19 protein-coding genes are annotated in these 25,671 nt (G+C 65.4%); 8 read left to right on the top strand and 11 right to left on the bottom strand.

Translation table 11 applies throughout. The annotated features are described in order from the left end of the window. Positions 1-23: 23 nt before the first annotated feature. The 6 genes from CFR80_RS03500 to CFR80_RS03475 all read right to left on the bottom strand — a co-directional run bounded on the left by CFR80_RS03500 (position 24) and on the right by CFR80_RS03475 (position 10,087). On the bottom strand, positions 24-1,118 hold the full coding sequence (locus tag CFR80_RS03500) for a hypothetical protein (protein WP_010514167.1): 1,095 nt from the start codon (positions 1,116-1,118) through the stop codon (positions 24-26). A gap of 61 nt (positions 1,119-1,179) precedes the next feature. Then, positions 1,180-4,161 (bottom strand): glycosyltransferase, encoded by a 2,982-nt coding sequence (locus CFR80_RS03495; protein ID WP_258367723.1) that lies wholly within the window; start codon positions 4,159-4,161, stop codon positions 1,180-1,182. Next, a complete protein-coding gene (locus CFR80_RS03490; protein ID WP_050017559.1) occupies positions 4,142-5,932 on the bottom strand; it encodes a tetratricopeptide repeat protein in 1,791 nt (596 codons plus the stop codon). Before CFR80_RS03490 ends, CFR80_RS03495 begins: the two co-directional genes overlap by 20 nt. Beyond that, positions 5,922-7,367 carry an HlyD family type I secretion periplasmic adaptor subunit gene (locus tag CFR80_RS03485; protein WP_110507091.1) on the bottom strand — a complete coding sequence of 482 codons (1,446 nt, stop codon included), beginning with the start codon at positions 7,365-7,367 and terminating at the stop codon, positions 5,922-5,924. The genes CFR80_RS03490 and CFR80_RS03485 overlap by 11 nt, the downstream gene beginning before the upstream one ends. Beyond that, positions 7,364-9,613: a peptidase domain-containing ABC transporter gene (locus CFR80_RS03480; RefSeq protein WP_110507090.1), complete on the bottom strand. Its 2,250-nt coding sequence runs from the start codon at positions 9,611-9,613 to the stop codon at positions 7,364-7,366. The genes CFR80_RS03485 and CFR80_RS03480 overlap by 4 nt, the downstream gene beginning before the upstream one ends. A gap of 87 nt (positions 9,614-9,700) precedes the next feature. Continuing rightward, entirely contained in the window at positions 9,701-10,087 is a 387-nt protein-coding gene (locus CFR80_RS03475; protein WP_010514171.1) for a hypothetical protein, read from the bottom strand. A 183-nt stretch (positions 10,088-10,270) separates the two neighbouring features. On the opposite strand from CFR80_RS03475, the gene metH reads away from it, so the two are divergent. The 6 genes from metH (at position 10,271) to ybaK (ending at position 17,878) form a co-directional block, all read left to right on the top strand. Beyond that, positions 10,271-13,780 (top strand): methionine synthase, encoded by a 3,510-nt coding sequence (gene metH / locus CFR80_RS03470; RefSeq protein ID WP_010514172.1) that lies wholly within the window; start codon positions 10,271-10,273, stop codon positions 13,778-13,780. Between the two features lie 66 nt (positions 13,781-13,846). Then, a complete protein-coding gene (locus CFR80_RS03465) occupies positions 13,847-14,260 on the top strand; it encodes a phosphoribosyl-ATP pyrophosphatase (RefSeq protein ID WP_110507088.1) in 414 nt (137 codons plus the stop codon). Positions 14,261-14,424: 164 nt separating this feature from the next. Next, on the top strand, positions 14,425-14,949 hold the full coding sequence (locus CFR80_RS03460) for a CvpA family protein (RefSeq protein WP_010514174.1): 525 nt from the start codon (positions 14,425-14,427) through the stop codon (positions 14,947-14,949). A 51-nt stretch (positions 14,950-15,000) separates the two neighbouring features. Further along, on the top strand, positions 15,001-16,515 hold the full coding sequence (gene purF, locus CFR80_RS03455) for an amidophosphoribosyltransferase (RefSeq protein ID WP_010514176.1): 1,515 nt from the start codon (positions 15,001-15,003) through the stop codon (positions 16,513-16,515). Then, positions 16,512-17,243 (top strand): SDR family NAD(P)-dependent oxidoreductase, encoded by a 732-nt coding sequence (locus CFR80_RS03450; protein ID WP_010514177.1) that lies wholly within the window; start codon positions 16,512-16,514, stop codon positions 17,241-17,243. Before purF ends, CFR80_RS03450 begins: the two co-directional genes overlap by 4 nt. Positions 17,244-17,404: 161 nt before the next feature. Further along, positions 17,405-17,878: a Cys-tRNA(Pro) deacylase gene (ybaK, locus tag CFR80_RS03445; RefSeq protein ID WP_010514178.1), complete on the top strand. Its 474-nt coding sequence runs from the start codon at positions 17,405-17,407 to the stop codon at positions 17,876-17,878. A gap of 62 nt (positions 17,879-17,940) precedes the next feature. On the opposite strand, the gene CFR80_RS03440 is transcribed toward ybaK, so the two are convergent. The 4 genes from CFR80_RS03440 to xseA all read right to left on the bottom strand — a co-directional run bounded on the left by CFR80_RS03440 (position 17,941) and on the right by xseA (position 21,209). Then, on the bottom strand, positions 17,941-18,660 hold the full coding sequence (locus tag CFR80_RS03440) for an OmpH family outer membrane protein (protein ID WP_010514179.1): 720 nt from the start codon (positions 18,658-18,660) through the stop codon (positions 17,941-17,943). Between the two features lie 125 nt (positions 18,661-18,785). After that, positions 18,786-19,193 carry a hypothetical protein gene (locus CFR80_RS03435; RefSeq protein WP_042658828.1) on the bottom strand — a complete coding sequence of 136 codons (408 nt, stop codon included), beginning with the start codon at positions 19,191-19,193 and terminating at the stop codon, positions 18,786-18,788. 157 nt (positions 19,194-19,350) lie between these two features. Continuing rightward, entirely contained in the window at positions 19,351-19,701 is a 351-nt protein-coding gene (locus CFR80_RS03430; RefSeq protein WP_010514181.1) for a BA14K family protein, read from the bottom strand. Between the two features lie 47 nt (positions 19,702-19,748). Continuing rightward, complete coding sequence (xseA, locus tag CFR80_RS03425) at positions 19,749-21,209, bottom strand: exodeoxyribonuclease VII large subunit (RefSeq protein ID WP_029329428.1); 1,461 nt, start codon at positions 21,207-21,209, stop codon at positions 19,749-19,751. 67 nt (positions 21,210-21,276) lie between these two features. Between xseA and purD the strand changes: the two genes are divergently transcribed. Continuing rightward, on the top strand, positions 21,277-22,557 hold the full coding sequence (gene purD / locus CFR80_RS03420) for a phosphoribosylamine--glycine ligase (protein ID WP_010514183.1): 1,281 nt from the start codon (positions 21,277-21,279) through the stop codon (positions 22,555-22,557). A 118-nt stretch (positions 22,558-22,675) separates the two neighbouring features. Next, positions 22,676-24,058 (top strand): MFS transporter, encoded by a 1,383-nt coding sequence (locus CFR80_RS03415; protein ID WP_010514184.1) that lies wholly within the window; start codon positions 22,676-22,678, stop codon positions 24,056-24,058. A 122-nt stretch (positions 24,059-24,180) separates the two neighbouring features. On the opposite strand, the gene CFR80_RS03410 is transcribed toward CFR80_RS03415, so the two are convergent. Further along, positions 24,181-25,479, bottom strand: a complete 1,299-nt coding sequence (locus CFR80_RS03410) for a nucleobase:cation symporter-2 family protein (RefSeq protein ID WP_029329429.1) — start codon at positions 25,477-25,479, stop codon at positions 24,181-24,183. Between the last annotated feature and the right edge of the window lie 192 nt (positions 25,480-25,671).

The raw sequence follows: 25,671 nt of genomic DNA, 5'->3' as shown, positions 1-25,671 counted from the left end.
GTCCCGGCCTTTCCCCCCGATGGTCACGACTGCGCCACGGTGCGCGTCCTGCGGTCCGTCCTGCGGCTTCGCCCCCGCGTGGATGGATCGAGGGGGGCCGCAACCGGCTTTTCGGGCCTGCGATGCCACCACGGCACGGGTTTATCCTCTTCGGCACCCGACCGGGCGGGCGGTTCGGCCGCCACGCGCGGGGGCACGACACGCCTGCTCCGCCGCACGCGGGGGACGGGACGTGCCGGCTGGTCAGCGGGGGGCATGGTGGCAGGCCCAGCCTTCCCGGCCGTATCTTCCGGGGCCGGGTCGGATAATGTCGCCGCCTGACGGGGCAGGATTTCGATACGGAAGGCCTCAAGTGGCGCCTGCGTGGACGCCATGACCGGCGCATCCTCCAGCGGGCCAAGGTGGGTGCCGTCGGTAAAGCTGGCCTCGATCCGACAGACGAACTGCCGCGCGGCCTCCCCTTTCAGTCGCACCCGCAGGCCCAGCAGCGGCAGCGCCATGCCCCGGCTGCCACAATAGGCGCCACCATCCACCCAGGGCGAAAACCAGTCCGCGCCCAGAATGGCCTGATATTCCATATCCCCCGCCGCAAGACCGGGGACAGGCTGGATGGCGAACCCTTCCATCCACTGCCGACCGCCCCTTTTGCCCATCCACGTCCCGAGTGCCGCGCTGACATCACCTCGTCCCTGAATATGGGCGATCATGCCACCTGCCCTGGTATTATCCCCTGCCGCCGCCTGTGCGGATGATGGTACGGCCGCAGCGGCGGTAGCCACCGATGGCCCGGACAGCCTGACCACCTGCAACCCCGGCAGGGCCGCCCCGTCACGCGCCGGGTCGCGATAGGTGGTGACCAGTACCGCCCCACCGCCATCGGGCATGCGCACGAGGGCCGCGCCCCCTTTCGCACCCATCCAGCCATCCGCGTCAAACGTGCTGACCCGCACCGCATCCATGCCGGGCGGCACGGTCACGCGCATGCCCGACAGTGGGGCGAACCCCGCACCCGCCGGGACGGCGGCGTGGAAAATGCAGTACGTTCCGGCCTCCAGCCGCATAAGCTGTGCGCTGGCCTGCACATCTCCCGCCTGCGGGACGGCGCGTGCGGCCTCCATCACCAACGTCCCGCCACAGGACGGCACAACATCGCGCGCATATGGGCTGGGGCAATAACGATCAAGACGGACCTCTTTCGCTTACATCATGAATGGACTGAGCCGTGACGGGGTGCCCGGCCCGGGCATAAGACAGCAAAAACGTATTCAATTGGTGAACGGGCAGCCCCGGTGGCACGCACGTCCCACGCCCCGTCGTCCGGATACGCTCAGACACCGCGCCAAGGTCGAACGCCACGCAGCGCAGCCCCGCGCGCCATAACTGGGTCAGGGTAAAGCACCATGTCTCGGGACAGACGGAGGGCACGAACCCCATATCCCCCCGCGCACCACGCAGCAGGGACACGGCGTCTTCCCCGTCATAGGGACCGGTAATGAAGACGCGTCCGGTGTCCAGCAGGGGCGCGTCATCGGATGTATGCCCCACCACAATGAATTCCAGCGCAAGGTCGCGCGCACGTGCATCCCGTGCCGCCGCCAGCAAGATCCCGTGTCCCTTGTCCGGCCCGATCCCGCCCGCCACCACAACCCGGCATCGGCCGGTCCGGGGCGGCAGGCCCGGGGCGGGCCGGTCCGCACAACCTGCCGCGAACTGCTGCAGGGACAGGTCCGGACTGTCATTTTCCAGCACTGATATTTCACATGAAACATCCGGAACGTGGCGCATCAGCCTGCGGGCCACATCCGCCGACGGCACGACCACACGCCGCGCACCCGCCAGTTCACGGGCCGTGTCGCGCCGCAGGCGGGCCACATCCACTTCCCCCACCAGCGAACCAAGTACCTGGACACAGGCCCGGCATCCCGCCATGTCCGGTTCCCCGCAATATCGCCCGGCCGGTCCCACCAGCGTAATGCGCGGGCAGATCCCGGCATAATCATGCACATGCCGGTCATAAGGCACGTCCAGCAGCGCACACAGTTCACGCACCCGCGTGCCGTGCCCCAGATGGTGATGCACCTCGATCAGCCGCAGCCCGAACGCACGCAGCAGGCCAGTCAGGTCATCCGCCTGCTCCGGCCATGCAAACCGCACGACCGGACATGTGCCCCCCGCCCTGCCGTCACGCAGCATGAACCCATCCGCAGCCGGTTCCAGCACAAGCGGGAACCGACCCGTTTCCGCCCATTGCAGCGCACGCCCGGCCACCACGCGGGCGACGCCGCCTGCCCCGTCATGGGTCACCAGCAGCACCGCGCCATCACCCGCCGTCTGGCACGCGACACGCTGCCACACCAGAAGCGACAGCCGCTGGCGTGCCGCCGCCAGAGGGTCGGCCGCGACATGCGCCTGCACCAATGCATCATAGCCGGGAAACAGCCGGTTCAGTATCCACAGATTGCGTTGCTGCAACGCCCTGCGCTGCGCGCCGAAGGACACGCCCCCCACATGTCCCACGAACACACCAGCCGCCGCCCGGTGTCGCCACCCGGCCAGCCGGGCACGCATGGAAAAATCATTTTCCTCCCCATACCCCCGGCCATACAGTTCGGAGCGGAACGGGCCCGTCTGGCGCAGGCAGTCATGGCGGATCAGCATGCAGAAGCCGTGGGCAGTGGGAATTTCCACATCCCGCCCCCCATTGGCCCGCAGGCTGGCCGCCATAAGCTGGCGGACTTCATCCATATCGCACGATCGGGGCAGTACCGGATCCGGGTCGGGCCATGTCAGGATGGACGCATCATTGGACAAGGGAGAAACCGTGCCGGTATCAATCCGCGCATAAGCCACGCGCAGCATTTCATCCAGCCAGCCGGGGGCGACCAGCGTGTCGCTGTTCAGCAGCACGACATCCATGCCATCCGCATCGGACAGGCCGGTATTGACCGCCGCCGGATAGCCCTGATTGGCGTCATGCCGCCGCAGGCTGATCCTGCCTGCTGCCGCCAGCGTGTCCAGCGCGATGGCCAGCGTGGGATCCGGTGTTGCGTCATCCACCACCATGATCTCCACTGCCGGAGCATCGGGCCGCCGTGCCAGTGTCTCGGTCACGCTGTCAAGACAGGCCAGCGTGCGCGCCCGGTCCGCATAAACCGGAACAACCACCCGGCAGCGTACCGCCCGCCGGGGCATATGGTCGGGGGGCCGCACCCGCCGCCGCATGGTGGGAAACACCTGTCGCGCCCGTGGCAGACGCACCGGCAGGGGGGAACCGATCAGTTGTCGCCCACCGGGCATGGCGATATGCACCGTGCCGTGCAACGCCAGGTCGGACCATGCCATGCCAAACCCCCATACCGGCATGGTGGGACCGGCACCGTTTTCCCATCCCGCCCCCCACTGACGCGACAGGACGGGGGCACGCCTGCCATGGGCATCATCGGATACGGACAGTTCAGGTGGATGGTCCGGCTGCGCCGGCATGAAGGCCCAGCCCGTCATGCCCTGCGCATCCAGCATGACGGCACCGGTCACATGGCACAGGGCCTGCCGGTCCGGCCGCGCACCCAGCAGGGGCGTGCCGTCATACTGCACCACAATCTCATGGGCCTGCCGCCAGTACCGGGGCAGATGCACGCGCTGCCCGTCATGCTGCCGGGGAATCCATGCCTGTCCATCCAGTATTACGTCTGGCGCGCAGCCCGCGGGCAGGCCGCCCCAGTGCAGCACACCACCGGGGTCCAGCGCGCACCAGCCACGCAACGCCATATACTTGCAGACCAGTCCCGCCGGAACACGCAATGCGGGGTCAAAGCCATAACAGGTGAAAAACCGCCCAAGCGCCCGCGCGGCCTGTGGCCATGCACGCTCCACACAACGGGCAAGGACCAGCAGGCGCAGTCCGGCCCGGAATTCCCCCTGCTCCATGACCGTCTCGAGCGCACGCGCCGCACTGTTCCCGTGCCCCGCGCCCAGACGGGCAGCGGCCAGCGCGTACAGCACGCCCATATCCCCTGGCGCCAGCCGGGCCGCACGTTCCATCCACGCCAGCGCCAGCCCATGCTGCCCCCGCCCGGCCAGATGGCGCGCATGGCGCACGGCCCCCCCGACATCCGCATCCGGCCCCGCCGTCCCGTCCATGTCATGACCCGGCATGTTCATCCGCACGGGTCATGTGGTCCAGTTCATCACGCGCACCACGTACGCCATGCGCCGCAGCCTGTTCCAGCCAGTACCGCGCCCGGACACGGTCCACCGGCCCCGCCAGTCCCTTCGCCAGATACCGGCCCAGCATGAACTGCGACAGGGCATTGCCCGCTTCCGCGCCGCGCATGAACCAGTGTAGCGCCAGTGCCCGGTCAGGCGGCAGGTCGTGGCCCCCGCCATACAGGGCCCCAAGGGAAAACATGGCCTCGGCCCGGCCCATATGGGCGGCGTGCTGGTACAGCGCCAGTGCGCCCGCATGATCACGGGGACCGCCCTTCCCTTCCAGCCGGAGCTGCGCCGCAACCACGCAGGCATCAGCCAGCCCATGCCCGGCGGCGCGTTCCAGCCAGTGACGGGCGTGTGCCACATCCATCGGCACTCCGTCCCCTTCCAGCAGCATGCGCCCGTACCAGTATTCGGCATTGACCACGCCCGCGCGGGCGGCACGCCTCATCCATGATGCCGCCTGCACCGGATCGGCCACCATGCCCACCCCGTCATGCAGGCTGACCGCAAGATTGAAGGCCGCGACCGGGTCCCCCGCCTGTGCCGCGGGCATGAAATCCGGCAGCGGCGTATCCGGGGTTGACCGTGCATCCTGCCCCTGCGCCACCAGCGCTGCGGCAAGGTCCGTCATGGCCGCGACATCACCCAGTTCCGCCGCCCGTTTCAGCCAGTGCCGGGCCTGTCCGGCATCGGCAGCAACCCCGCGTCCATGCCGGTACAGCAGCGCCAGCATGCGACACGCCACCGCATGGTCCTGGTCCGCCGCGCGACGGTACCACATCACGGCTTCATGGTCGCCGGGCAGGGCCGCCTCGCCGCGCGCATGCAGGTCACCCAGCAGGGCAGCCGCCTCCCGATCCCCTGCCAGACCCGCGCGACGCAGCCATGTCTCGGCCGTCATGACATTGCGTGGCCTGTCCGCTCCGTCCTCCAGCAGCAACGCGCCATACCGCGCCTGCGCGGGGCGCACGCCCTGGGCTGCGGCGCGGGCATACCACCGTTCGGCCTGCGCCCTGTCCGCTGGCAGGCCCCAGCCCCGTTCATGCAGCAGGCCCAGCATGTACTGCGCGGTGGGCAATCCGCTATCCGCCGCGCGTATCAGGGCGGCCACCGCGTCGGGATCCGTGCCGGGCAACTGGTCCGGGGCCGAAAGATGGGTCACCGCCAGCCCCAGATCCCCCTGCGGACAGCCGGCCCGTGCCGCGCGTTCGCACCACATCCGCGCGGCCTGCGGGTCACGTACGGGTTGCGGCCCGGTGGCCAGCAGGTAACCATACAGGGCCTGCGCATCAGGCAGGCCACCTTCCGCCGCGCGCCGTGCCCATTGCGTAGCCGCCACCGGATCAGGCCACCGGTCGATGCCCTCGGGCAGCGCCACGGGCAGCAGGCCATCGGCCCCCCTGTGGTCCGGCGGGTCAACCAGCAGCATCAGCGCAAGGGAAAAGCAGCCTTCGACATGACCCGCGCGGGCGGCCATGTGCATCCAGTGCACGCCCTCGACAGGGCTGCGCGGGACGCCGTTGCCGTCAAGATAGGCCCGCGCCACCTGATATTGCGCCGCCACCATGCCGCCGCGCGCAAGGCGGCCCAGCAGGGCAAACCCCTGCGCCGAGCGCCCTTCGTGTTCCAGCAGGCGGCACGCATGGCGGAAACGGGCCGTGGGGGACACTGTCCCCAGCAGGCCGGACAGGAACGTACGCACTACCGGATCAGGGTTCACGCATGCCGTCGGTCACGGCGGGCAGCAGGCGGTTTAGCAGGTACTGCATCATGGTCCGCCGTCCGACATGGATATCCGCCTCGACCGGCATGCCCGGCTGGGGGCGGAAAAAGGACGGCACGCCATGCAGGGTGTACCGGTCGATCGACAGGCGCACCCGGTAATAGGCATTCATCATGTCGCCCACATCGGTGCCCTGTTCGGCGCTGGCGCCGGGCTTTGCGGCAGACGTGGAAAACGCATCGGGGCTGATGACGCGCACCGTCGCCTCGCCCCCGCCGTACTGGGTATAGGGAAAGGCCGCGAATTTCAGCAGCGCATGATCGCCTGTGCGCACATAGCCCGCGTCCACGCCACGCAGCGTGGCCTCCACGTCCAGATGGCTGCCCATCGGCACCAGCGTCAGCAGCGGGGTCGCGGCCTGGATGACCGAACCTGCGGACAGATGAGCGATACTCAGCACCACCGCGTCGCGGTCGGCGCGCATGACGATCAGATCATGGTGCAGCACCGCCTTGCTGTAGCTGCCATCGGCATCCGCCAGATGGTGCTGCGCAAGGGCAAGGTCCTGATACACCGTGGCGTGCCAGTTGCTGGCGTACCCGTCGCGCTGGGCCTTCATCGCATCAAGACGGGCGCGGGTGCTGTCGGCCGCATGCCGGGCGGATACCTGCGAGCGCGTCACCTCCATAAGCGTATCCTGCGCCGCCAGCGTGGACAGGCGGCTGCCCACCTGTTCATGCTGCAGGCGCACGCGCATGTCCTGCACGTCGCGCGCGACACGGGCGCGGGCGGCATACATGGCGGCACTGGCCTCATATCCCTGCAGTTCGCTTTCCAGTCCCGCCACCTGCCGGTCGTAATTCGACATCTGGGCCGTGTATTCCGCCTGCCGGCGCAGATAGGCGGCGGCTTCCTGCACGGACGCGGGATCGTTCATGTCCGCCGTGTAGGGACGGCCCTCGGCCTCTGCCGTGCGGCGGGCGACCTCCGCCCGGTAGGCTGCGACCTGACGGCGCAGGTTGGTGACATCCGCATCCGTCACCGTGGGGTCCAGCCGGGCCAGCACCTGTCCCTTGCGGACGGTATCGCCCTCATGCACTTCCACCGTGCGGATGATGGAGGTTTCGAGTGGCTGCAGCACCATCGTGTCGTCAAACGGGGTCAGGCGGCCATTCACGCTGACCACCCGGTCCAGCGGAAAGAACGTCATGATCATCAGCCCCGCCCCGGCCAGCGCCGCGACCAGCCAGATGACATAACGCGCCGCGTCCGACGGCGGCAGGTCCACCAGCGCCGCGCTGGGGGAATAGAACGTCAGCAGCGCGGGCGGCAGGCCGGTGGGAATATCCGCCGCAGGCGGCGGCAGGACCGACAGAAGCCCGGCATCATTCCCTTCATCGGGCGTGGAAGGCACAAGGTCATGGCCGCTCATGCCGCATCTCCATGCATGTGGGAGACGGAGGGCGGCCCCCCGTCATTGCCACCGGCGGGCTGGTTCTGCTGTGTCCACAAGGTGCGGTAGATGTCGCACCGCGCCAGCAGATCCTCATGCGGCCCGATATCGACCACATGCCCGTGGTCCATGACGCAGATCTGATGACACGCCACCAGCGAGGCAAGGCGGTGCGAGACAATCACCATGGTCCGCCCGCGCGCAAGGTGGCGCAGGTTGGCGTTGACCACCGCCTCGCTTTCCGGGTCGAGGGCGGAGGTCGCCTCATCAAGGATCATGAGCCTGGGGTCCGAAATCACGGCGCGCGCGATGGCAAGGCGCTGGCGCTGGCCGCCGGATATGTTGGTGGACCCTTCCTCGATCCATGTATCGAACCCGGCGGGCATGCGTTCGATGAATTCTTCCGCCCCTGCCAGACGCGCGGCCCGCACCACGTCTTCCAGCGTCAGGCCGGGACGGCCTGCGATGATGTTGTCGCGGATGGTGCCGCGAAACAGGAAGTTGTCCTGCAGCACCACCCCGCATGACCGGCGCAGATAGGTCAGGTTGATTTCACGCAGTTCGATGCCATCCAGCCGCAGTTGCCCGGTATAGCTGCGGCTGACGCCCTGCAGCAGGCGCGTGATGGTGGACTTGCCCGACCCGCTGCGCCCGACCAGCCCCAGCATGGTGCCCGCAGGCACGCTGAACGTCACGTCCGACAGGGCGGGGGTGGACGCGCCGGGATAGGTAAAGGACACACCCGAAAACGCCAGTGCGCCATGGACGGGCGGCCGCAGCCCAGTGGTCAGCGCACGCGTCTCGGTCGGACGGTTGAGGACGGACCCCGCTTCCGCCAGCGCGCTGCGCACCTCGTTCAGGTCATCGATCAGCCGCGCCATGCCCACCAGCGGGGAGGCAACCCGGCCACCCAACATCATGAACGCCATGAGGGCGCCTGCCTCCATGCCCGAGGTGGTGGAGGTAATGGCCAGATAGGCCCCGATCAGGATGATGCCCCGATTGATGAACAGGTCGAGCGGCATGACCGCCGTCGCGACCCAGTTGCTCATGCGTCCGGCATCAAGGGACGCGCTGACCACGTCAGCGGTCTTTTCATCCCACACCTCGCGCCGCACCGGTTCCAGCGCCAGCGTCTTGACGGTGCGGATACCGGCCACCGTTTCATACAGTGCGCCGCTGCGCTCCATTTCCGCGCGGATCTGCCGCCCGACCAGCCGCCCCACCGTCGGCATGGCAAGCAGGATGATCCCGCCGATCAGGGCCGCGGCAACCACCGTCAGGCAGGCAAGCGTCGTGCTGAGCCAGAACAGGAACGGCAGCACGACCAGCAGGGTGAACATATCCAGGAACGTGCCCAGCAGCCGCCCGGTCATGAACTGCCGCACCTTGTAGATCGCGCTGACGCGGCCGATCACGTTGCCCGCCTGCTCACGCTCGAAGAATTCCAGCGGCAGGGCGAGCAGGCGGTCGAACACCGCCAGCGAGATACGCGTATCCAGCCGCGTGGTCATGACCAGCGTGATCTCGCGCCGGGCATAGGACAGCAGGACTTCGTAGAACGCCATCACGCCCACCAGTCCCGTCAGGGACACCAGCGTGGACATGGAATGGAAGTTCACCACCCGGTCAATGACCTGCATGACGATCAGTGGCGGGAAGATCGCCAGCACGCTCATGACCATGGAGGCGATGACCACGTCACGCAGCAGCACCCGTTCGCCCAGCACCATGCGCCGCAGCCATGCGAAATTGACCGCGTCTTCCTTCCGCCCGCCATCGTGCCGGCCGCGCACCAGCAGCACGTCACCGGTCCACACGCCCTCCAGCCGCAGTTCATCCACCGCCACAGGCGGGGTGTCGGGACTGGCGAAGGGGTCAACCAGCCAGATCACGCCATTGGTGTCATCCGCGCCCACCATGAGGCCGGCCGATCCGTCGGCAAACATCAGCGCGACCGGCGGCACGTCACGCAGGCGCACAAGGTCGCGCCATTGCAGGCGCATGCCCTGCGCGGTGCCGCCATTTTCCTCCACCCACCGCGCAAGGGCGGGGATGGAGGGCACGGTCTGGCCCGCTTCGTCCGCGAAATCACGCACGTCAAGGTCAATGCCGTGAAAGCGGGCCGCGCGCAGCACGGCCTGCAGGCGGATCAGTTCCGGTGCGTGGCGTGTATCCGCCTGTCCGCTGCCGGTCGGGTCCGCTGATTGGTCTGGATGGCCCACGGCACCCCTTCTGCTTTACGCGCTCTGTCCGTTCACGCGCCCAAACCTAGGGGCAGAAAGCAAAGGGTTCCTTAACGGGACCGTTTTTCAGGCCGCCCCCGTGCACGGGGGCCGCACGGCAAAGCGCGCGCTGACCAGGACATCCGCGGACAGCGCGGCCCGCCAGGCCGCTTCGTGCCCGCGTGGCGGCAGCACGGCCACGCGGTCGAACCATTTCAGGGCACCCGTGGCGCGCCTGCGGAACACATCCCCCAGCACGGCGGCCAGCCCGCCCCCGCGTCCCGTGCAGCACGCGCACCCCGCCGCGTGCGCAAACGGGGAGATGGCAGCCTGATCCACCGTGACAACTGCCGCCCATGCGGCGGGCTGCGGCGGCATGTCACCATCACCCACAACCAGCAGCGTATCGGGACACGGCGGAATGGCTGCGGGACCGTTCATGAATTCCAGCGCGATGCGCCCGTCACCGCTCATGGTGTTCTCCATTCATCCATACAGGCCCGTGAACAGTCCCCGTTTGAGGCAATGGTTCTGGACACCAGCCGAAAGTTAAGGAAATAAAGGGCATCGGACATAACTTTATGCAAGGCAGTGCCGGATACCAGGCCGGAAAATCTTCCCGCGCCATGTCCCCTGCCATGAGACCTCAGGATAACAATGACCACTCGTCCCCATCTTCTCGATGCCCTTCGCGACCAGGTCCTGCTGTGTGATGGCGGCATGGGTTCGCGCGTACAGCTTCTGGACCTTGAGGTCGAGCGCGATTACTGGGGGCAGGAAAACTGCACCGAAATCCTGAACCTGTCCCGTCCCGAGCTGGTGCGCGAAATCCATCGCGGGTATTTCGAAGCCGGGGCCGACATGGTGGAAACCAACAGCTTTGGCGGCTCGCCCATCACGCTGGCCGAATTCGGGCTGGCGGACCGCGCGCGCGAAATCAACCGCACCGCAGCCCACCTGGCGCGTGAAGCCGCCGAGACCTTTGCCGATGGCCGCCACCGCTATGTTGTCGGCTCCATCGGACCGGGGACCAAGCTGCCCTCGCTGGGCAATATCGATTACGACACGCTGGAAGCGGGCCTGACCGAACAGTGCCGGGGCCTGATCGAAGGGGGTGTGGACTGCTTCCTGATCGAGACCTGCCAGGACACGCTGCAGATCAAGGCCGCCGTCAATGGCGCCAAGATCGCGCGCGCCGAAATGGGCGTGGATACCCCCATTTTCGTGCAGGTCACGGTGGAAACCACCGGCACGCTGCTGGTCGGTCCCGACATTGCGGCAGCCGCCACGGTCATCAACGCGCTGGATGTGCCGCTGATGGGCCTGAACTGCGCCACCGGACCGCAGGAAATGGCGGAACATGTGCGCTGGCTGTCCGAAAACTGGCCCGGCCTGATTTCGGTCCAGCCCAATGCGGGCCTGCCCGAACTGGTCAATGGCACGACACATTACCCGCTGACGCCCGCCGAAATGGCAAGCTGGGTCGACCGCTTCATTACCGAAGACGGGCTGAACCTGATCGGCGGGTGCTGCGGCACGTCCACACCGCATACGCAGGCACTCGACCAGATGCTGCGAAAGCGCGCCGAGGGCACCGGCCGCATCCGTCCCGCCCCCGTGCCGCGCAAACCGGTATGGATTCCGTCGGTCGCCAGCCTGTATTCGCAGGTGCCGCTGCGGCAGGAAAACAGCTATTTCTCGATTGGTGAGCGCTGCAACGCCAACGGATCGAAAAAATGGCGGCAGTTGCAGGAAGCGGGCGACTGGGACGGCTGCGTGGCCCTGGGCCGCGAACAGGTGGCCGAAGGCTCGAACGCGCTGGATATCTGCACCGCCTTCGTCGGCCGTGACGAAATGCGCGAAATGAACGCGGTCGTCACCCGCTTCACCTCCTCGGTCAATGCGCCGCTGGTCATTGATTCCACCGAAACACCGGTGATCGAGGCCGCACTGAAGCTGCATGGCGGCAAGCCGATCATCAACTCCATCAATTTCGAGGATGGGGAGGCGATCGCCAACGAACGCATGCTGCTGGCACGCAAGTTCGGCGCATCCGTCATCGCCCTGACCATTGATGAAGTGGGCATGGCCAAGACGGCGGAAGACAAGCTGCGCATCGCGACACGGCTGGTCGAATTCGCATGTGAAAAGCATGGCCTGCCGCAATCCGACCTGATGATCGACCCGCTGACATTCACCATCGGCACCGGCACGGAAGATGACCGCAAGCTGGGTGAATGGACGCTGGAGGGCATCCGCCTGATCCGCGAACGCTTCCCCGATATCCAGATCGTGCTGGGGCTGTCCAACATCTCGTTCGGGTTGAACCCTGCGGCGCGCGCGGTGCTGAATTCCGTGTTCCTTGACCACGCGGTGCGCGCGGGCATGACAGCGGCGATCGTGCATGTGTCGAAAATCCGTCCGCTGCACCTGATCGCGAAGGAAGAGGTCAAGGTTGCCGAGGACCTGATCTTTGACCGCCGCAGCGAAGGCTACGACCCGCTGCAGCGCATGCTGGAAATCTTTGCCGACCGCAAGGCCGCCGACGCGGTGAAGAAGGCCCGGGCCGAAACCGCGCCCGAACGCCTGAAGGACCGCATTGTCGATGGCGACCGCAAGGGTCTGGAGGAAGACCTCAACGAGGCCATGCAGGACATGGCGCCGCTCGACATCATCAATACCGTGCTGCTTGATGGCATGAAGGTGGTGGGCGAACTGTTTGGCGCGGGCAAGATGCAGCTGCCCTTCGTGCTGCAGTCAGCCGAGACCATGAAAGCGGCCGTGGCCTGGCTTGAACCCCACATGGAACGCACCGAGGGGCAGACCCGCGGCACCATGGTGCTGGCCACGGTCAAGGGCGACGTGCATGACATCGGCAAGAACCTTGTCGACATCATTCTGACCAATAACGGCTACCGGGTCATCAACCTTGGCATCAAGGTGCCAGTGGCCGACATGATCGCGGCAGCACGTGAGCACAAGGCCGATGCCATCGGCATGTCGGGCCTGCTGGTCAAGTCCACCGTCATCATGCGCGAAAATCTGGAGGAAATGAACCGGCAGGGCGTTGACGTGCCGGTCATGCTGGGTGGTGCCGCGCTGACCCGCAATTATGTGGAAGAGGACTGCACCGCCGCCTATGGCGAAGGCGGACGCGTGGCCTATGCGCGTGACGCGTTCGATGGCCTGTCGCTTATGGACAAGGTGGCGCAGGGTGAATTCGACACCTACCTTGCCGCCATCCAGTCCCGTCGCGCGGGCAAGGCCACGCGCACCAACCGCACGCAGGATATCGAAGCCGCCGAAACCCGTGGCTTCGGTCCGGTGGACATGGCGGCGGCCCGTGCGCGGCGCGAACGACTGACGGCGGATGAACCCGTGCTGACCCCGCCCTTCTGGGGCCCGCGCGTGCTGGAGGCGACACCGGAGGCGGTGCTGCCGTTCCTCAATGAACGTTCGCTGTACCAGTTCCAGTGGGGCTTCCGTAAGCAGGGCCGCTCACTGGAAGATTTCATGGTCTGGGCGCGAAAGGAGCTGCGTCCCGTGCTGCGCCACATGCTGGCCCTGTGCGCGGAGCAGGACATCCTGCACCCCAAGGCCAGCTACGGCTACTGGAAGGCGGCGGGCGAAGGCAATGATCTGGTGCTGTTTGGCGAGGACGGCATGACCGAGGTCGCCCGCTTCACGCTACCCCGCCAGCCACGCGCGGACGGGGCCTGCATTGCCGATTTCGTGCGCGACATTGACGACAGGCAGCGCGACGTGATCGGCCTGCAGGTCGTGACCGTGGGGCAGGACGCATCGGACAGGGCACGTGAATGGTTCGAGGCGGACCGTTACAAGGATTATCTGTACCTGCATGGCCTGTCGGTGGAGATGGCGGAAGCCATGGCGGAATACACCCACAAGCGCATCCGCGCCGAGATGGGCTTCGCCGCCGAGGACGACCGTGACATGGCGAAACTGCTGCAGCAGGGGTATCGCGGGTCGCGCTATTCCTTCGGCTATCCCGCCTGTCCCCGGCTGGAGGAGCAGGAGCCGATCCTGAAACTGCTGGATGCGGAAAAGATCGGCGTCTCGCTGACCGATGGTTTCCAGCTGCACCCAGAGCAGTCGACCTCCGCGCTGGTCATTTTCAACCCGCAGGCGAAGTATTTCTCGATCTGAAAACGCATTGGGGCCATCCGGCGGGACTTGTTGACCGGTGGGCGGAATAATGTCCATCATCGCCCGATGTCCCGTTCCCGCACCCCGTCCGCCCCGCCACCAGACCGGCCCGTCGCCGACCATGCGCTTGGCCGGCTGCAGGCGCGTCTGGATGCGGCCCGCCCCCCCGATGACAGGCCCCGCAATACCCGTGTCACGCGTGAGGCAGGCCGCGCCTTCACCTGTTCAGCCGAACAGTGCGTGATGGACCTCATGACACTCGATCACGCGGGCCTTGTCGAACACAGCGCCGATGTACTGGCCCACCTGCTGGAAATCTGGACCGCGGAAGGGGTCGAGCCCGAGGATGTATGGATCGAACTTGACCGCCGTACCCGCATGGGCAACCTGCTGCTGGCGCTGAATATGGCCGAACGCACGTCCGTCTCCACCGCCGCGCGCCGGCGGCCATGGAACATCCGTACCACCAAGCTGCCCTGACCGCCTGCGCGGGCCGGGAATCGCGCGGGGCCATTTTTGGCCTATGCGTTGCGGCATGCCGGTGGCATAAGCTGGCCACAGGCGGAACAGCAGGAAATGTCTTGATATATGGACCAGGTCCATGCCTGTTACCTGCCGGCGGGTCATCCCCCGGTCCGGCACGCATGAACTGGATTGACGCAACAGGCATCGCCATTGTCGCCCTGTCGGCTCTGGTCGGTGCAGTCCGCGGCTTTTCACGCGAAGTCCTGGGGCTTGCCGCCTGGGTCATGGCCATCATCATGGCCGTGGCATGGTACGGGGCGCTCATGCCTTATGCCACGCAGTGGATCAGCAATCACACGCTGGCGTCCCTTGCGTCCTTCGCCGTCCTGTTCCTTGTCCTTCTTGTCATTTTCACCACGACTGCCCATCTGTCGGGTCGGGCGGTGCAGGGATCGATCCTGTCGGGAATCGACCGTGCGCTGGGCCTGATATTCGGGCTGGCGCGCGGGTATGTCTGTCTGGTGCTGCTATATGCGGGCATTACCGCCCTTGTTCCCGCAGCCGAATGGCCCGATGTCATGCGATCGAGCCGTATCGTCCCCCTTGTTGGCGACAGCATGACGTACCTGAACGCCTATACGCCCGATAACTTTCATGCGCACCTTGCGCAACCCGCCGGGACGCGGCATGACGCGCCCATCTGAACCTTCTGTCGGTACCCTCCGCCCCCGTCCGTCAAGGAAAGATCGCTGACCATGTCCCGTCCCTGCTTCCATGCTGTTTCCGGCAATCCGACAACACAGCACGAACGCGATGATATCGCCGCCCAGTGGCGGCATGATGATGACAAGCCGCATGAAGAATGCGGGGTTTTTGGCGTATGGAACACCAAGGATGCCGCCGCCCTGACGGCGCTGGGGCTGCATGCCCTGCAGCATCGCGGGCAGGAAGCCTCCGGCATCGTGTCCTATGATGGCGAACGCTTCCATACCCACAAGGGACTTGGGCTGGTTGGCGACGTGTTTGGCGATGCCCGCGTCATGGCGACACTACCGGGGCACTGCGCCGTGGGCCACAACCGGTACGCCACAACCGGGGCCACACTGATCCGTAACGTGCAGCCGCTATTTGCCGATTTTGAATTCGGTGGCCTGGCGGTGGCCCATAACGGCAACCTGACCAATGCCGAAACCCTGCGCAAGGCACTGGTGCGGCGGGGATGCATCTTCCAGTCCACCACGGACAGCGAGGTATTCATCCACCTGATCGCCATATCGCTGTATTCCAACGTGGTGGACCGGCTGATTGACGCGCTCAAGCAGGTGCTGGGCGCGTATTCCCTGATCGTGCTGTCACGCAATGAACTGATTGGCGTACGCGACCCGCTGGGCGTGCGTCCGCTTATCCTTGGTCGCCTGCGCGAAGAAGATGGCTCGGAGGGCAAATGGGTTCTGGCCAGTGAGACCTGTGCGCTGGACATTGTCGGCGCGGAGTTCGTGCGCGACGTGGAACCGGGCGAAATCGTGATCATCAATGACGATGGCATCCGTTCCCTCAAGCCGTTCGACAGCAAGCAGTCGCGCTTCTGCGTGTTCGAATACATCTATTTCGCCCGGCCCGATTCCGTCATGGATGGCAAGGCCGTCTATGACACCCGCAAGCAGATTGGCGTGGAACTGGCCCGCGAAAGCGCCGTGGACGCAGACGTGATCGTGCCAGTGCCCGATTCCGGCGTGCCGTCGGCCATGGGGTTCGCAGCCGAAAGCGGCATCCCGTTCGAACTGGGCATCATCCGCAACCATTACGTGGGCCGGACCTTTATCGAGCCGACCGACCAGATCCGCAATCTGGGCGTGAAAATGAAACATTCCACCAACCGCCCCGTGCTGGATGGCAAGCGCGTGGTGCTGGTCGATGACTCCATCGTGCGCGGCACCACATCGCGCAAGATCGTGGACATGGTCCGCGCGGCAGGCGCCAGGGAAGTGCATATGCGCATTTCCTCTCCGCCGACCACGCATTCATGTTTCTATGGCATCGACACGCCCGAACGCAGCCAGCTTCTTGCCGCCCAGCACAATATCGAGGAAATGGCCAAGCTGATCGGCGTGGACAGCCTTGCCTTCATTTCCTTTGACGGGCTGTACCGCGCGCTGGGCTACAAGGACCGCAAGAGCGCGGCCAACCGCTACTGCGACGCCTGCTTTACCGGCGACTATCCGATTGAACTGGTGGATTACGAGGCCGAACACCACCCCGAACCTGCATGACGGGTTCCGTGACCGATCTGACCGGACGGGTCGCCCTGATTACCGGCGCCAGCCGGGGGATCGGGCGCGCGGTCGCCGTGGCGCTGGCGCAGGCGGGTGCACAGTGCATCCTGACCGCACGCGCGCAGGGTGGGCTGGAACACACGGATGACCTGGTCCGCCAGCACACCGGGCAGAACGCTACCCTGCTGCCACTTGACCTGCTGGACGGGGAAAAGCTGGACACGCTGGGCCCGTCCATCGCGGCCCGGATCGGCAGGCTGGACTGTGTGGTCCATTGCGCAGGGGAACTCGGCCTGCTCTCTCCCCTCTCCCACATGCAGCCCGGAGACTGGGAACGGGGGCTGCAGGCCGGTCCCCTGACCACATGGCGGCTGATCCGCACGCTGGGTCCACTGCTGGAGCACAGCCCGGCCGGACGCGCCGTCTTCCTGACCGACCACCATGCGCAGGTGCCGGAGCCGTTCTGGGGACTGGTGGCAGCAACGCGCGCAGCACAGGACGCCATTGTACGGACATGGGTACGTGAAATGCCACAGGGCAGCCCGCTGCGCATCAACCTGTTTGAACCCGGCATGGTCGCGACCCGGCTGCGTCGGCTGGCCATGCCCGCACTGGACCAGAAAAGCCTGATGCCGCCCGAAGCCATCGCCCCCCGGATTGTCAGCCTGTGCCTGCCCGGTCCCCAGCCGCAGGGTGGCTGCATACGTTTCGATATGGAAACGTAAAAGATTGTCTCCAGATAAATATAATAAACGTTTTTGAGTGCCATCTTTTTTCACAGAAGGTGGCGGTCGCGGAGCTTTTTGAAAAAAGCTTCACCAAAAAATTTTATTCTTTATGACCAGTAACGTCTTCTGAAATGGTCTTCAGGATAAAGAAGGGAAGCATGAGCAGGGCAACACCCGCCACGGCGGCATTGGAAAAAGCTGGCGTGGCCTTCACCGTCATTGAATATGACTATGATCCCGGCGCGGGACAGACTGGCAACCATGCCGCCGCATCGATCGGGGAAGACCCCGCACGCGTGTTCAAGACACTGATGGTCATGGTGGACGCACGCCCGGCCTGTGTCGTGGTGCCGGTCGCGGCGACGCTGAGCATGAAGAAAGTCGCTGCAGCCTTTGGCGGCAAGTCAGCCGAAATGATGCCACCGCCCACCGCCGAACGCAGCACGGGTTTCCGCGTGGGCGGGATCAGCCCGTTCGGGCAGCGTCGGCGCGTGCCGACAGCACTGGCGCAAGACGCGCTGGCACAGCCTTATGTGGTCATAAACGGGGGAAAACGTGGCTATCTGGTCCGGCTGTCGCCTGCCGACGCCGTGGCGGCGACAGACGCGATTACAGCCGACCTGCTAGCCTGATCCGGTCCGCTCACCCCTGCATATGCAGGGGCCTGTTGCGGGACGGGTTCATGCGTGGGTGATTATTCTCCACCACCATCAGAGGGCTGGAACGGCATGACCGGGTATTTGCCGCTCTTGGCGATTTCCTCAGGGTCTTCCGTGGGACCGGGCAGGTACACCGACGGCAGCGCCTGATTGAGGTAGGTCACGACCTGATCGCTGATATCCAGACTGTTGTCATGCAGGGCGGCGGTGCCAGCCTGCAGCACCATGGTCATGCCGCGCGCGGAAGCGATGGCGCTGACGATCTGCTGCATTTCACGCTGCACCTGGTTCAGGGCAACCTGCGCGTCTTCTTCCAGAATCCGGTTACGGTTACCAAACTTGGTGCGGTCGGCGTTCACGCGCTTCTGCAGCTCCTGCTGCTGTTCCGGCGTGGGTGCCTTGCCTGCCTTGATGATGGACTGGCGCACGGCCTGAAGCTGCGCATCCTCGGCGCGCACGTCGCGCACCAGCGCCTCGCGGCGGGCGCCCAGTTCGGTCTGCAGTTTCTGCACGGCGGTGGACTGCGCCATGATCTGCTGGGTATTAAAAATGCCGATGACAGGCGCGGCAGGCTTCGTGCCCGCGGGCAGCGGCTTGAATTCAGGCACGGGCGGCATGGGCAGTATGGGTGCCTGCTGCTGACCGCCACCAGCGTCCTGCGCCATGGCAAGGACAGGGGTCAGGGCAAGTGCCGCCCCACAAAGTGCGCCACACAGCCGCGCGTATCCGGTCCGGGCCATAGTGCTGCTGCGCATACCTGTCATTATCCGATCCATTATTGTTCCGCTATCGTGGTTTCTGCGTAGCGGATCGTATGTCGAAAGAACATACCCGCACAGGCAAAAAAACGCATTTTCACCGAAATGCCCGCCGCATCACCCTACAGCCGCCAGATCAGCGGCGTATGGGACAGGAAAATCAGGCACAGCCCGCCAAGGAACAGGACACGGAACCCCCGGTTGGCCCCTTTTTCCAGCAGTTCGTCACGGGTGACGATCTGCATGAAGGAATCGGATATGCCGCCCCGTGCCTCTTCTGGCAGGGCGGCCAGCCTGCCGCGCCATTCATTACGGTGTCGTGCCTGTTCGGTATGGGAAATGTTGGCGCGGCGGTACAGGCCGTCCACATAATCGTCCAGATCCTCGATCCGGAACATCACCCCGTTCTTGCTGCGCATGGCGGCGTGGGGGCCTGCGTTCACAAGACGCAGGCTACGCAGCCGCAGCAGCGTGATACCGACATATTCCGCGGCCTCGCGCAGCGACAGCATGCGCTTGAGGGGGAACATGTGTACCGTGGCCTGCGGGTCACCTATGCTGCCGGATGAAGGGGGGAGGCTCATGGAAGGTGAGGGTCAACCATCCATCCGGACCAAGTCAATCGGAATATGGTTTCCGCCTGCCCACGCGCGGCATATGACCCATGCAGCATATGCGGCCGGGCCGCTAGCGGCAGACCCGGCGGCTGCCGTCAGCGGCGATATAGGTGCCGGTCTGCGCATCGAAACACGCATTGGCGGCGCAGCTGCTGGCGGTGGGGGTGATATCGGGGTGAACGGCGGCCCCTATGGCGTTCGCCTCCCGCGCGGCATGGCCACACAGGGGCGTATCCGCTGGCGCGGAGGGATCATTTGTCAGGACGACACCCTGTGGTGGCGCACCTTCCTCCCCCGTCAGGCCGGGGGCGAAATCCTGCGGGGGGATATGCCCCGACGACGCCGGAGCCACGGCGGGGCGCGACGCTGTCCGGGGCGCACCGTGTCCCGCGCATCCCGCCAGCAGCACGACCGCGCCCATAGCGCACAACCACGGCGAAAGTGTCCTGTTACGTGCGTGTATATGCATTACAGATCCAAATGCCCCTGTTCCGTTTCCCCCGATCTTAGGGGACGGGCCACAACCTTGCCATCGGCGAAGGTCATGGTCACCTGTGTCGCCCGCCGGGCCTGTGCCGCATGCGCCAGAGGCCGGCCCGCCCTGTCGGTCACCAGCACATAGCCGCGTTCCAGCACGGCCTGCGGGGACAGCGAATCCAGCTGTCCCCCCGCCCCGGCAAGGCGGCTGGTGCTGGCGCGCAGCTGTGACACCAGAATGGCGGGCGGCACGCGCAGGCCGCGCAGCGTGGACACCCGGCGGTGCAGGAAACCGGCCATGGCCTGCTGGCTAGCCGCGTCAATGCGTGCAAGATCCGCACGGCGCAGGGCAAGGACCATCTGCGGGGCGGGCAGCCGGTCGGATGCGTTGCGCAGGCGACTGCGCAACTGCTCCATACGGGTCGGCAGTGCCAGATCCAGCCGATAGGCGCGATCATCCAGCCGCCGCCGGGCATTTTCAACCACGGCGGGCAGGTCAGGCAGCCCCGCCGCCGCCCGGTCCAGCCGCGCGCGCGCCAGCTGCAGCGTACGCTCAAGGCCACCACGCAGGCGTGCGTCACGCTGCGCAAGGGCCGCCTCCAGCTCGGCCCGTACAGGTACAGCCATTTCAGCCGCCGCCGTGGGCGTAGGTGCCCGGCGGTCGGACACGAAATCGATCAGTGTCGTATCCGTTTCATGCCCCACGGCAGAAATCACCGGAATGCGGCATGCCGCCACCGCGCGGAGCACGGCTTCGTCATTGAAGGCCATCAGGTCCTCAAGCGATCCGCCACCGCGCGCGACAATCAGCACATCGGGACGCGGCACGCCGCCATGGCCTTCAGTCGCATCGAATCCCGCAACCGCCTGCGCAATCCGTTCGGCCGCGCCCTCCCCCTGCACCGGCACCGGCCAGACGAGGACCGGATGGGGAAACCGGCGGGCAATGGTGGTGCGGATGTCATGCAGCACGGCCCCCTGCGCCGACGTGACCACCCCGATCACGCGCGGCAGGAAGGGCAATGGCCGCTTGCGCTCCGCATCGAACAGGCCGTCCGCCGCAAGGCGCAGACGCAGGCGTTCAATCCGGGCCAGCAGTGCGCCTTCGCCCGCATATTCCAGCCGGTCGATCACCATCTGGTAGGAAGATCGTTCGCCGTAGGATGAAATCTTGCCCGTGGCGATGACTTCAACACCGTTTTCGGGTTTCAGCCCCAGCCGGGACACCGTGCCCCGCCATACGACGGAGGACAGCTTGCCCCCTTCATCCTTGAGCGAGAAATACAGGTGACCGGACGGATAGCGCTTGAATTCCGTGATTTCGCCACGCACGCGAATGCGGCCAAATGTGCCTTCAAGCACCCGGCGGATGGCCCCTGAAATCTCGGCAACCGAAAATTCCGGGGTATTGCCGCCCATGGTGCGACCGGAGTCGGGAAACTGTTCATCCATTCGCGCAAGGTATGATAGAGACGGCCACCCCGAAAGGGCCGAGATGAAAAACGGGAGAAACAGAGTAATGCGGGTGCTGCTGATTGGATCAGGCGGACGTGAACATGCCATGGCCGCTGCCATTGCGCGGTCGCCATTGCTTGACGCCCTGTTCATTGCGCCGGGCAATCCCGGCACCGCCGTTCTGGGCACGAACTGCGCCGTGCGCGCTGATGACGTGCCAGAACTGATCGCACTGGCGCGGCAGGAAGGCATCGACCTGGTCATACCCGGCCCCGAAGCCCCGCTGGTGGCAGGTATTGCCGATGCGTGCGCGAAGGCGGGCATTCCCTGCGCCGGCCCCACGCAGGCCGCCGCCGCACTGGAGGGCAGCAAGACCTTCACCAAGGAAGTGTGCGATGCGGCAGGCATCCCCACCGCGCGATGGGAACGCTTTGACGCTGCCGGTCCCGCGCTGGACTATGTCCGCCGGCATGGGGCGCCCGTGGTGGTGAAAGCCGACGGCCTTGCGGCAGGCAAGGGCGTGGTGGTGGCGCAGACCGTGCCTGAAGCCGAACAGGCCATTACCGACATGATGACCGACGGCACGCTGGGACAGGCGGGCCACAGCGTGGTAATCGAGGACTGCCTGATGGGCGACGAGGTATCCCTGTTCGCGTTCTGCGCGGGGGAAACCGCCGTGCTGATTGGCGCGGCACAGGACCACAAGCGCATTGGCGATGGCGATACCGGCCCCAATACCGGCGGGATGGGCGCGGTCTCCCCCCCCACCGGTTTTGACCGTGAACAGCAGGAAGCCGCCCTGGACCTGCTGGTACGGCCCATGCTGCGCGAAATGGTGCGTCGGGGCACGCCGTTCACCGGCATCATTTTCGCGGGCCTCATGCTGACCGCAACCGGCCCGCAACTGATCGAATATAATGTCCGCCTTGGGGATCCGGAAGCGCAGGCCCTGCTGATCCGGCTCGAAAGCGACCTGCTGGCCGCCCTTGCCGCCGTGGCAAAGGGGCAGCTGGATCAGACAGATATCCGTTTTGCCAACCAGTCCTCCGTAAGCGTGGTCATGGCCGCGCGCGGCTATCCCGGCACGCCGGTAACGGGCGGGGTGATCCGCGATATCGCGACCGCCGAAGCCATGCCGGGGGTGCATGTATTCCAGGCGGGCACGAAACGGAATGCAGCGGACGAACTGGTTGCCGCGGGCGGGCGCGTGCTTGCGGTCTGCGCGACGGGCGACACACTGCAGCAGGCCCGTGACCGCGCATATAGTGCGGTCAGGGTCATTGACTGGCCCGATGGCATCTACCGCCATGACATCGGCCAGCGCGCTCTGCTGGCGGAAGGATGACGGACCTGTCCTGCGGCATCCCCCCTGCAATGGGCGACTATTGATACCCCTGCTGCAGGGCCATATAATGTTTCACTATCAAAACCATAATTTCCTTCCCGTCTGAAAAGCCGCTGCCATGCCCCCCCGATCGACCCCTGTCCTGACCGAAGGCGAAGGCCTGCATGGTGCGGCCCGCGTCCGGGCGGTCAGCGCCGTGGCGCTGTCGGTACTGCTGGCGCTGCTGGATTACGCCATCGCCAACGTGGCCCTGCCCACCATCGCGCAGGACATCCATGTTTCCCCGGCTTCGGCGGTATGGATCGTCAATTCCTACCAGTTGGCCAGCGTGGTCTCGCTGCTGCCCATGGCGGCCCTGGGCTCGCGCATCGGTTTTGCGCGGCTGTGCCAGATCGGGCTGGCGCTGCTGACGGTGGCGTCACTGTTCTGCGCACTGTCCCATTCGCTGCTCATGCTGTCGCTGGCGCGGGCGGTGCAGGGCGTGGGGGGCGCATGTATCATGAGCGTCAGCATCGCGCTGATCCGCTTCATCTATCCCCATGCCATACTGGGTCGCGGCATCGCCCTGAATGGCGTGATGGTGGCGCTGGGCGTAGGGGGTGGCCCGACGGTCGCCTCCATCATCCTGACGGTCGCGTCATGGCCATGGCTGTTCCTGATCAACATTCCGCTGGGGGTGACAGCCCTTGTGCTGGCGCTGGTTTCGCTGCCGCGCACGCCTGTCAGCGCGGGAACATTCGACGGGATCAGCGCCCTGCTGAACGTGCTGACCTTTGGCGCGCTGATCATGGCGGGGGATTCGGTGGCGCATCACGCGGGCATGGCGCAGGTCATCTTACTGCTGCTGGCCGGGATCGGCGCGGGCTGGCTGCTGGTGCGCCGACAGCGCGGGCGCGAACACCCCATGTTTCCGGTGGACATGCTACGTATCCCGGCCTTCCGCACCGGGACGCTGGTGGGATTCGTGGGCTTCGTATCCTCCAACCTGTTCATGATCTCCTTCCCGTTCACGCTGCAGTCCATGTTCCATTATCCCCCGTCCATCGTGGGATTGCTGATGACACCGTGGCCGGTTGGCATCATGGCCGTATCCCCCGTCATCAGCCGGCTGGCGGACCGCATTCCGGCCGCCATCCTGTCATCGGTAGGACTGTTCATCACCTCAATGGGGTTTCTGCTGCTTTATAACCTGCCACCACATCCGGGCTGGTTCGACATTGCATGGCGCATCACGATCGCGGGGATGGGGTTCGGGATTTTCCAGCCGCCCAACAACCGCATCATGATGGTGACGGCCCCGCCGGGGCGTTCAGGCAGCGCGTCGGGCATGGTGCAGATCGCGCGGCAGTGCGGGCAGGCCACCGGGGCCATGTTCGTGGCCATGGCCTTTGGCCTGATCACGCATGATGCGGAGCGCAGCTGCCTGGGCTTCGGGTCGATTGTCGCCTTTATCGGCATGCTGTGCAGCGCCGCGCGCCTGCTGAACCGCCGCACCGCCTGAAGGACGACAGATACAGGAACGGGCAAAGGTTCCGGATATTGCCCTGCCCCAGATAAAGACAGCGTTATCTGAAGCTTTCCGGACAGAGCGTCACCAGAAATTTCTTTATGGTCCTCAGGCTTTCATGGCGTGCGTTCGTCCACCACGCTTTCCACATCCGGCGCGCTTTTCCCTACGATCAGGTTCATCAGCACGCCCGACAGGATGCACAGCAGCACACCATTACCCAGTAACAGCCGCGCCAGCCCGCTTATATGCGTAAACAGGTCCGGGCACGCCATTGGCAATACGCCCAGCCCGATGGAAACAGCCGCAATCAGGCCATTCCGTGTCCCTTCAAACCGGACATGCAGCAGTTCGCGTATGCCGCCAATGGTGGTCATGCCGAACATGACCAGACCACATCCCCCCAGAACCGGCGGTGGCAGGGCGGCAATCAACGCGCCAAGCTTGGGAAACAGTCCCAGCCCGATCATGACCATCCCTGCCGCCGCCACGACAAAACGGCTGCGGATATCGGTTATGGCGATCAGGCCGGTATTCTGCGTAAAGGCATTATAGGGAAAGCTGTTGAACAACCCGCCCAGCATGGTGGACAGGCCATCGGCCCGTAAGGCGCCGGCAATGGTGGCATCGGTAATCGGCACATCGACCACGCGGCCAATCGCCAGGCAGTTACCGGTCGTTTCCGCCACGATGATAACCATGCTGAGCAACATGATCATGATCGGCATGAAATGAAATTCCGGCATGCCGAACGCAAACGGCGTGCTGATGGCAAACCATGGCGCATCGGCAACCACGCCATAATGGCCCATGCCGCACAGCGCGGCGAGGATACTGCCCGCAATCAGCCCGATCAGAACGCTGATATTGGCCACGAACCCCCTGCCCCATGCCTGCACCCCCACGGTAATAAGGATGGTGGCGAACGCCAGGGTCAGGTTTGCGATGCTGCCAAAATCGGGTGTGCCAGGCGTACCGCCGCCAATCCACCGCCCCGCCACCGGCACCAGCGTCAGGCCGATGATGGTGATCAGGCACCCGATCACCACCGGCGGGAAAAACCGCATGAGCCGCGCCATGAACGGCGCCAGCACCACCATGGCCAGCCCCGCGCCGATGACCGCGCCAAATACCGACGGCACGCCGTACATCTGCCCGATCAGCAGCATGGATGCCAGCATGGCAAAGGACGACCCCTGCACGATTGGCAGGCGGGAGCCGAATTTCCATACCCCGATACTCTGTATGATCGTGGCGATGCCCGAAGTCATCAGCCCGCAGTTGATCAGCAGGATGGTCTGCGCGGATGACAGGTGCATGGCCGCGGCAAAAACCAGCGGCACGGCAACCGTGCCCGCGTACATGACCAGCGCATGCTGGAGGCCAAAGGCGAACAGCATGCCCGCAGGCAGCATTTCATCAACCGGGTGTGTCGGGTCTGTTTTCACAATCATACGGTTTCCAGCGGCAGCGCGCCCTGTCTGCCTTTCTGTCAGCGGCCCTGTGCCATCCGGCCATGCTGAAGGCATGACGGAAACTGGGTGTTCCGCCTGTCCGTTGACTTATGGAATACAGATACGCGGACAAAGCTTAAAAAATGCAACATG

The sequence above is a fragment of the Komagataeibacter oboediens genome, from assembly GCF_003207815.1.
In the GTDB taxonomy this organism is placed as follows: domain Bacteria; phylum Pseudomonadota; class Alphaproteobacteria; order Acetobacterales; family Acetobacteraceae; genus Komagataeibacter; species Komagataeibacter oboediens.
Note: the sequence above shows the minus strand (reverse complement) of the source record. Positions and strands in the feature narration are given on the sequence as shown.

Excerpts from the sequence above, each read along its gene's own strand:
- purD (WP_010514183.1), top strand. The coding sequence starts at position 21,277 with ATGCGGGTGCTGCTGATTGGATCAGGCGGACGTGAACATGCCATGGCC.
- xseA (WP_029329428.1), bottom strand. The coding sequence starts at position 21,209 with ATGGATGAACAGTTTCCCGACTCCGGTCGCACCATGGGCGGCAATACC.
- CFR80_RS03440 (WP_010514179.1), bottom strand. The coding sequence starts at position 18,660 with ATGCGCAGCAGCACTATGGCCCGGACCGGATACGCGCGGCTGTGTGGC.
- CFR80_RS03465 (WP_110507088.1), top strand. The coding sequence starts at position 13,847 with ATGTCCCGTTCCCGCACCCCGTCCGCCCCGCCACCAGACCGGCCCGTC.
- CFR80_RS03450 (WP_010514177.1), top strand. The coding sequence starts at position 16,512 with ATGACGGGTTCCGTGACCGATCTGACCGGACGGGTCGCCCTGATTACC.
- CFR80_RS03460 (WP_010514174.1), top strand. The coding sequence starts at position 14,425 with ATGAACTGGATTGACGCAACAGGCATCGCCATTGTCGCCCTGTCGGCT.
- metH (WP_010514172.1), top strand. The coding sequence starts at position 10,271 with ATGACCACTCGTCCCCATCTTCTCGATGCCCTTCGCGACCAGGTCCTG.
- CFR80_RS03435 (WP_042658828.1), bottom strand. The coding sequence starts at position 19,193 with ATGTTCCCCCTCAAGCGCATGCTGTCGCTGCGCGAGGCCGCGGAATAT.
- CFR80_RS03415 (WP_010514184.1), top strand. The coding sequence starts at position 22,676 with ATGCCCCCCCGATCGACCCCTGTCCTGACCGAAGGCGAAGGCCTGCAT.
- CFR80_RS03410 (WP_029329429.1), bottom strand. The coding sequence starts at position 25,479 with ATGCTGCCTGCGGGCATGCTGTTCGCCTTTGGCCTCCAGCATGCGCTG.
- CFR80_RS03475 (WP_010514171.1), bottom strand. The coding sequence starts at position 10,087 with ATGAGCGGTGACGGGCGCATCGCGCTGGAATTCATGAACGGTCCCGCA.
- CFR80_RS03500 (WP_010514167.1), bottom strand. The coding sequence starts at position 1,118 with ATGGAGGCCGCACGCGCCGTCCCGCAGGCGGGAGATGTGCAGGCCAGC.
- CFR80_RS03495 (WP_258367723.1), bottom strand. The coding sequence starts at position 4,161 with ATGAACATGCCGGGTCATGACATGGACGGGACGGCGGGGCCGGATGCG.
- purF (WP_010514176.1), top strand. The coding sequence starts at position 15,001 with ATGTCCCGTCCCTGCTTCCATGCTGTTTCCGGCAATCCGACAACACAG.
- ybaK (WP_010514178.1), top strand. The coding sequence starts at position 17,405 with ATGAGCAGGGCAACACCCGCCACGGCGGCATTGGAAAAAGCTGGCGTG.
- CFR80_RS03485 (WP_110507091.1), bottom strand. The coding sequence starts at position 7,367 with ATGAGCGGCCATGACCTTGTGCCTTCCACGCCCGATGAAGGGAATGAT.
- CFR80_RS03430 (WP_010514181.1), bottom strand. The coding sequence starts at position 19,701 with ATGGGCGCGGTCGTGCTGCTGGCGGGATGCGCGGGACACGGTGCGCCC.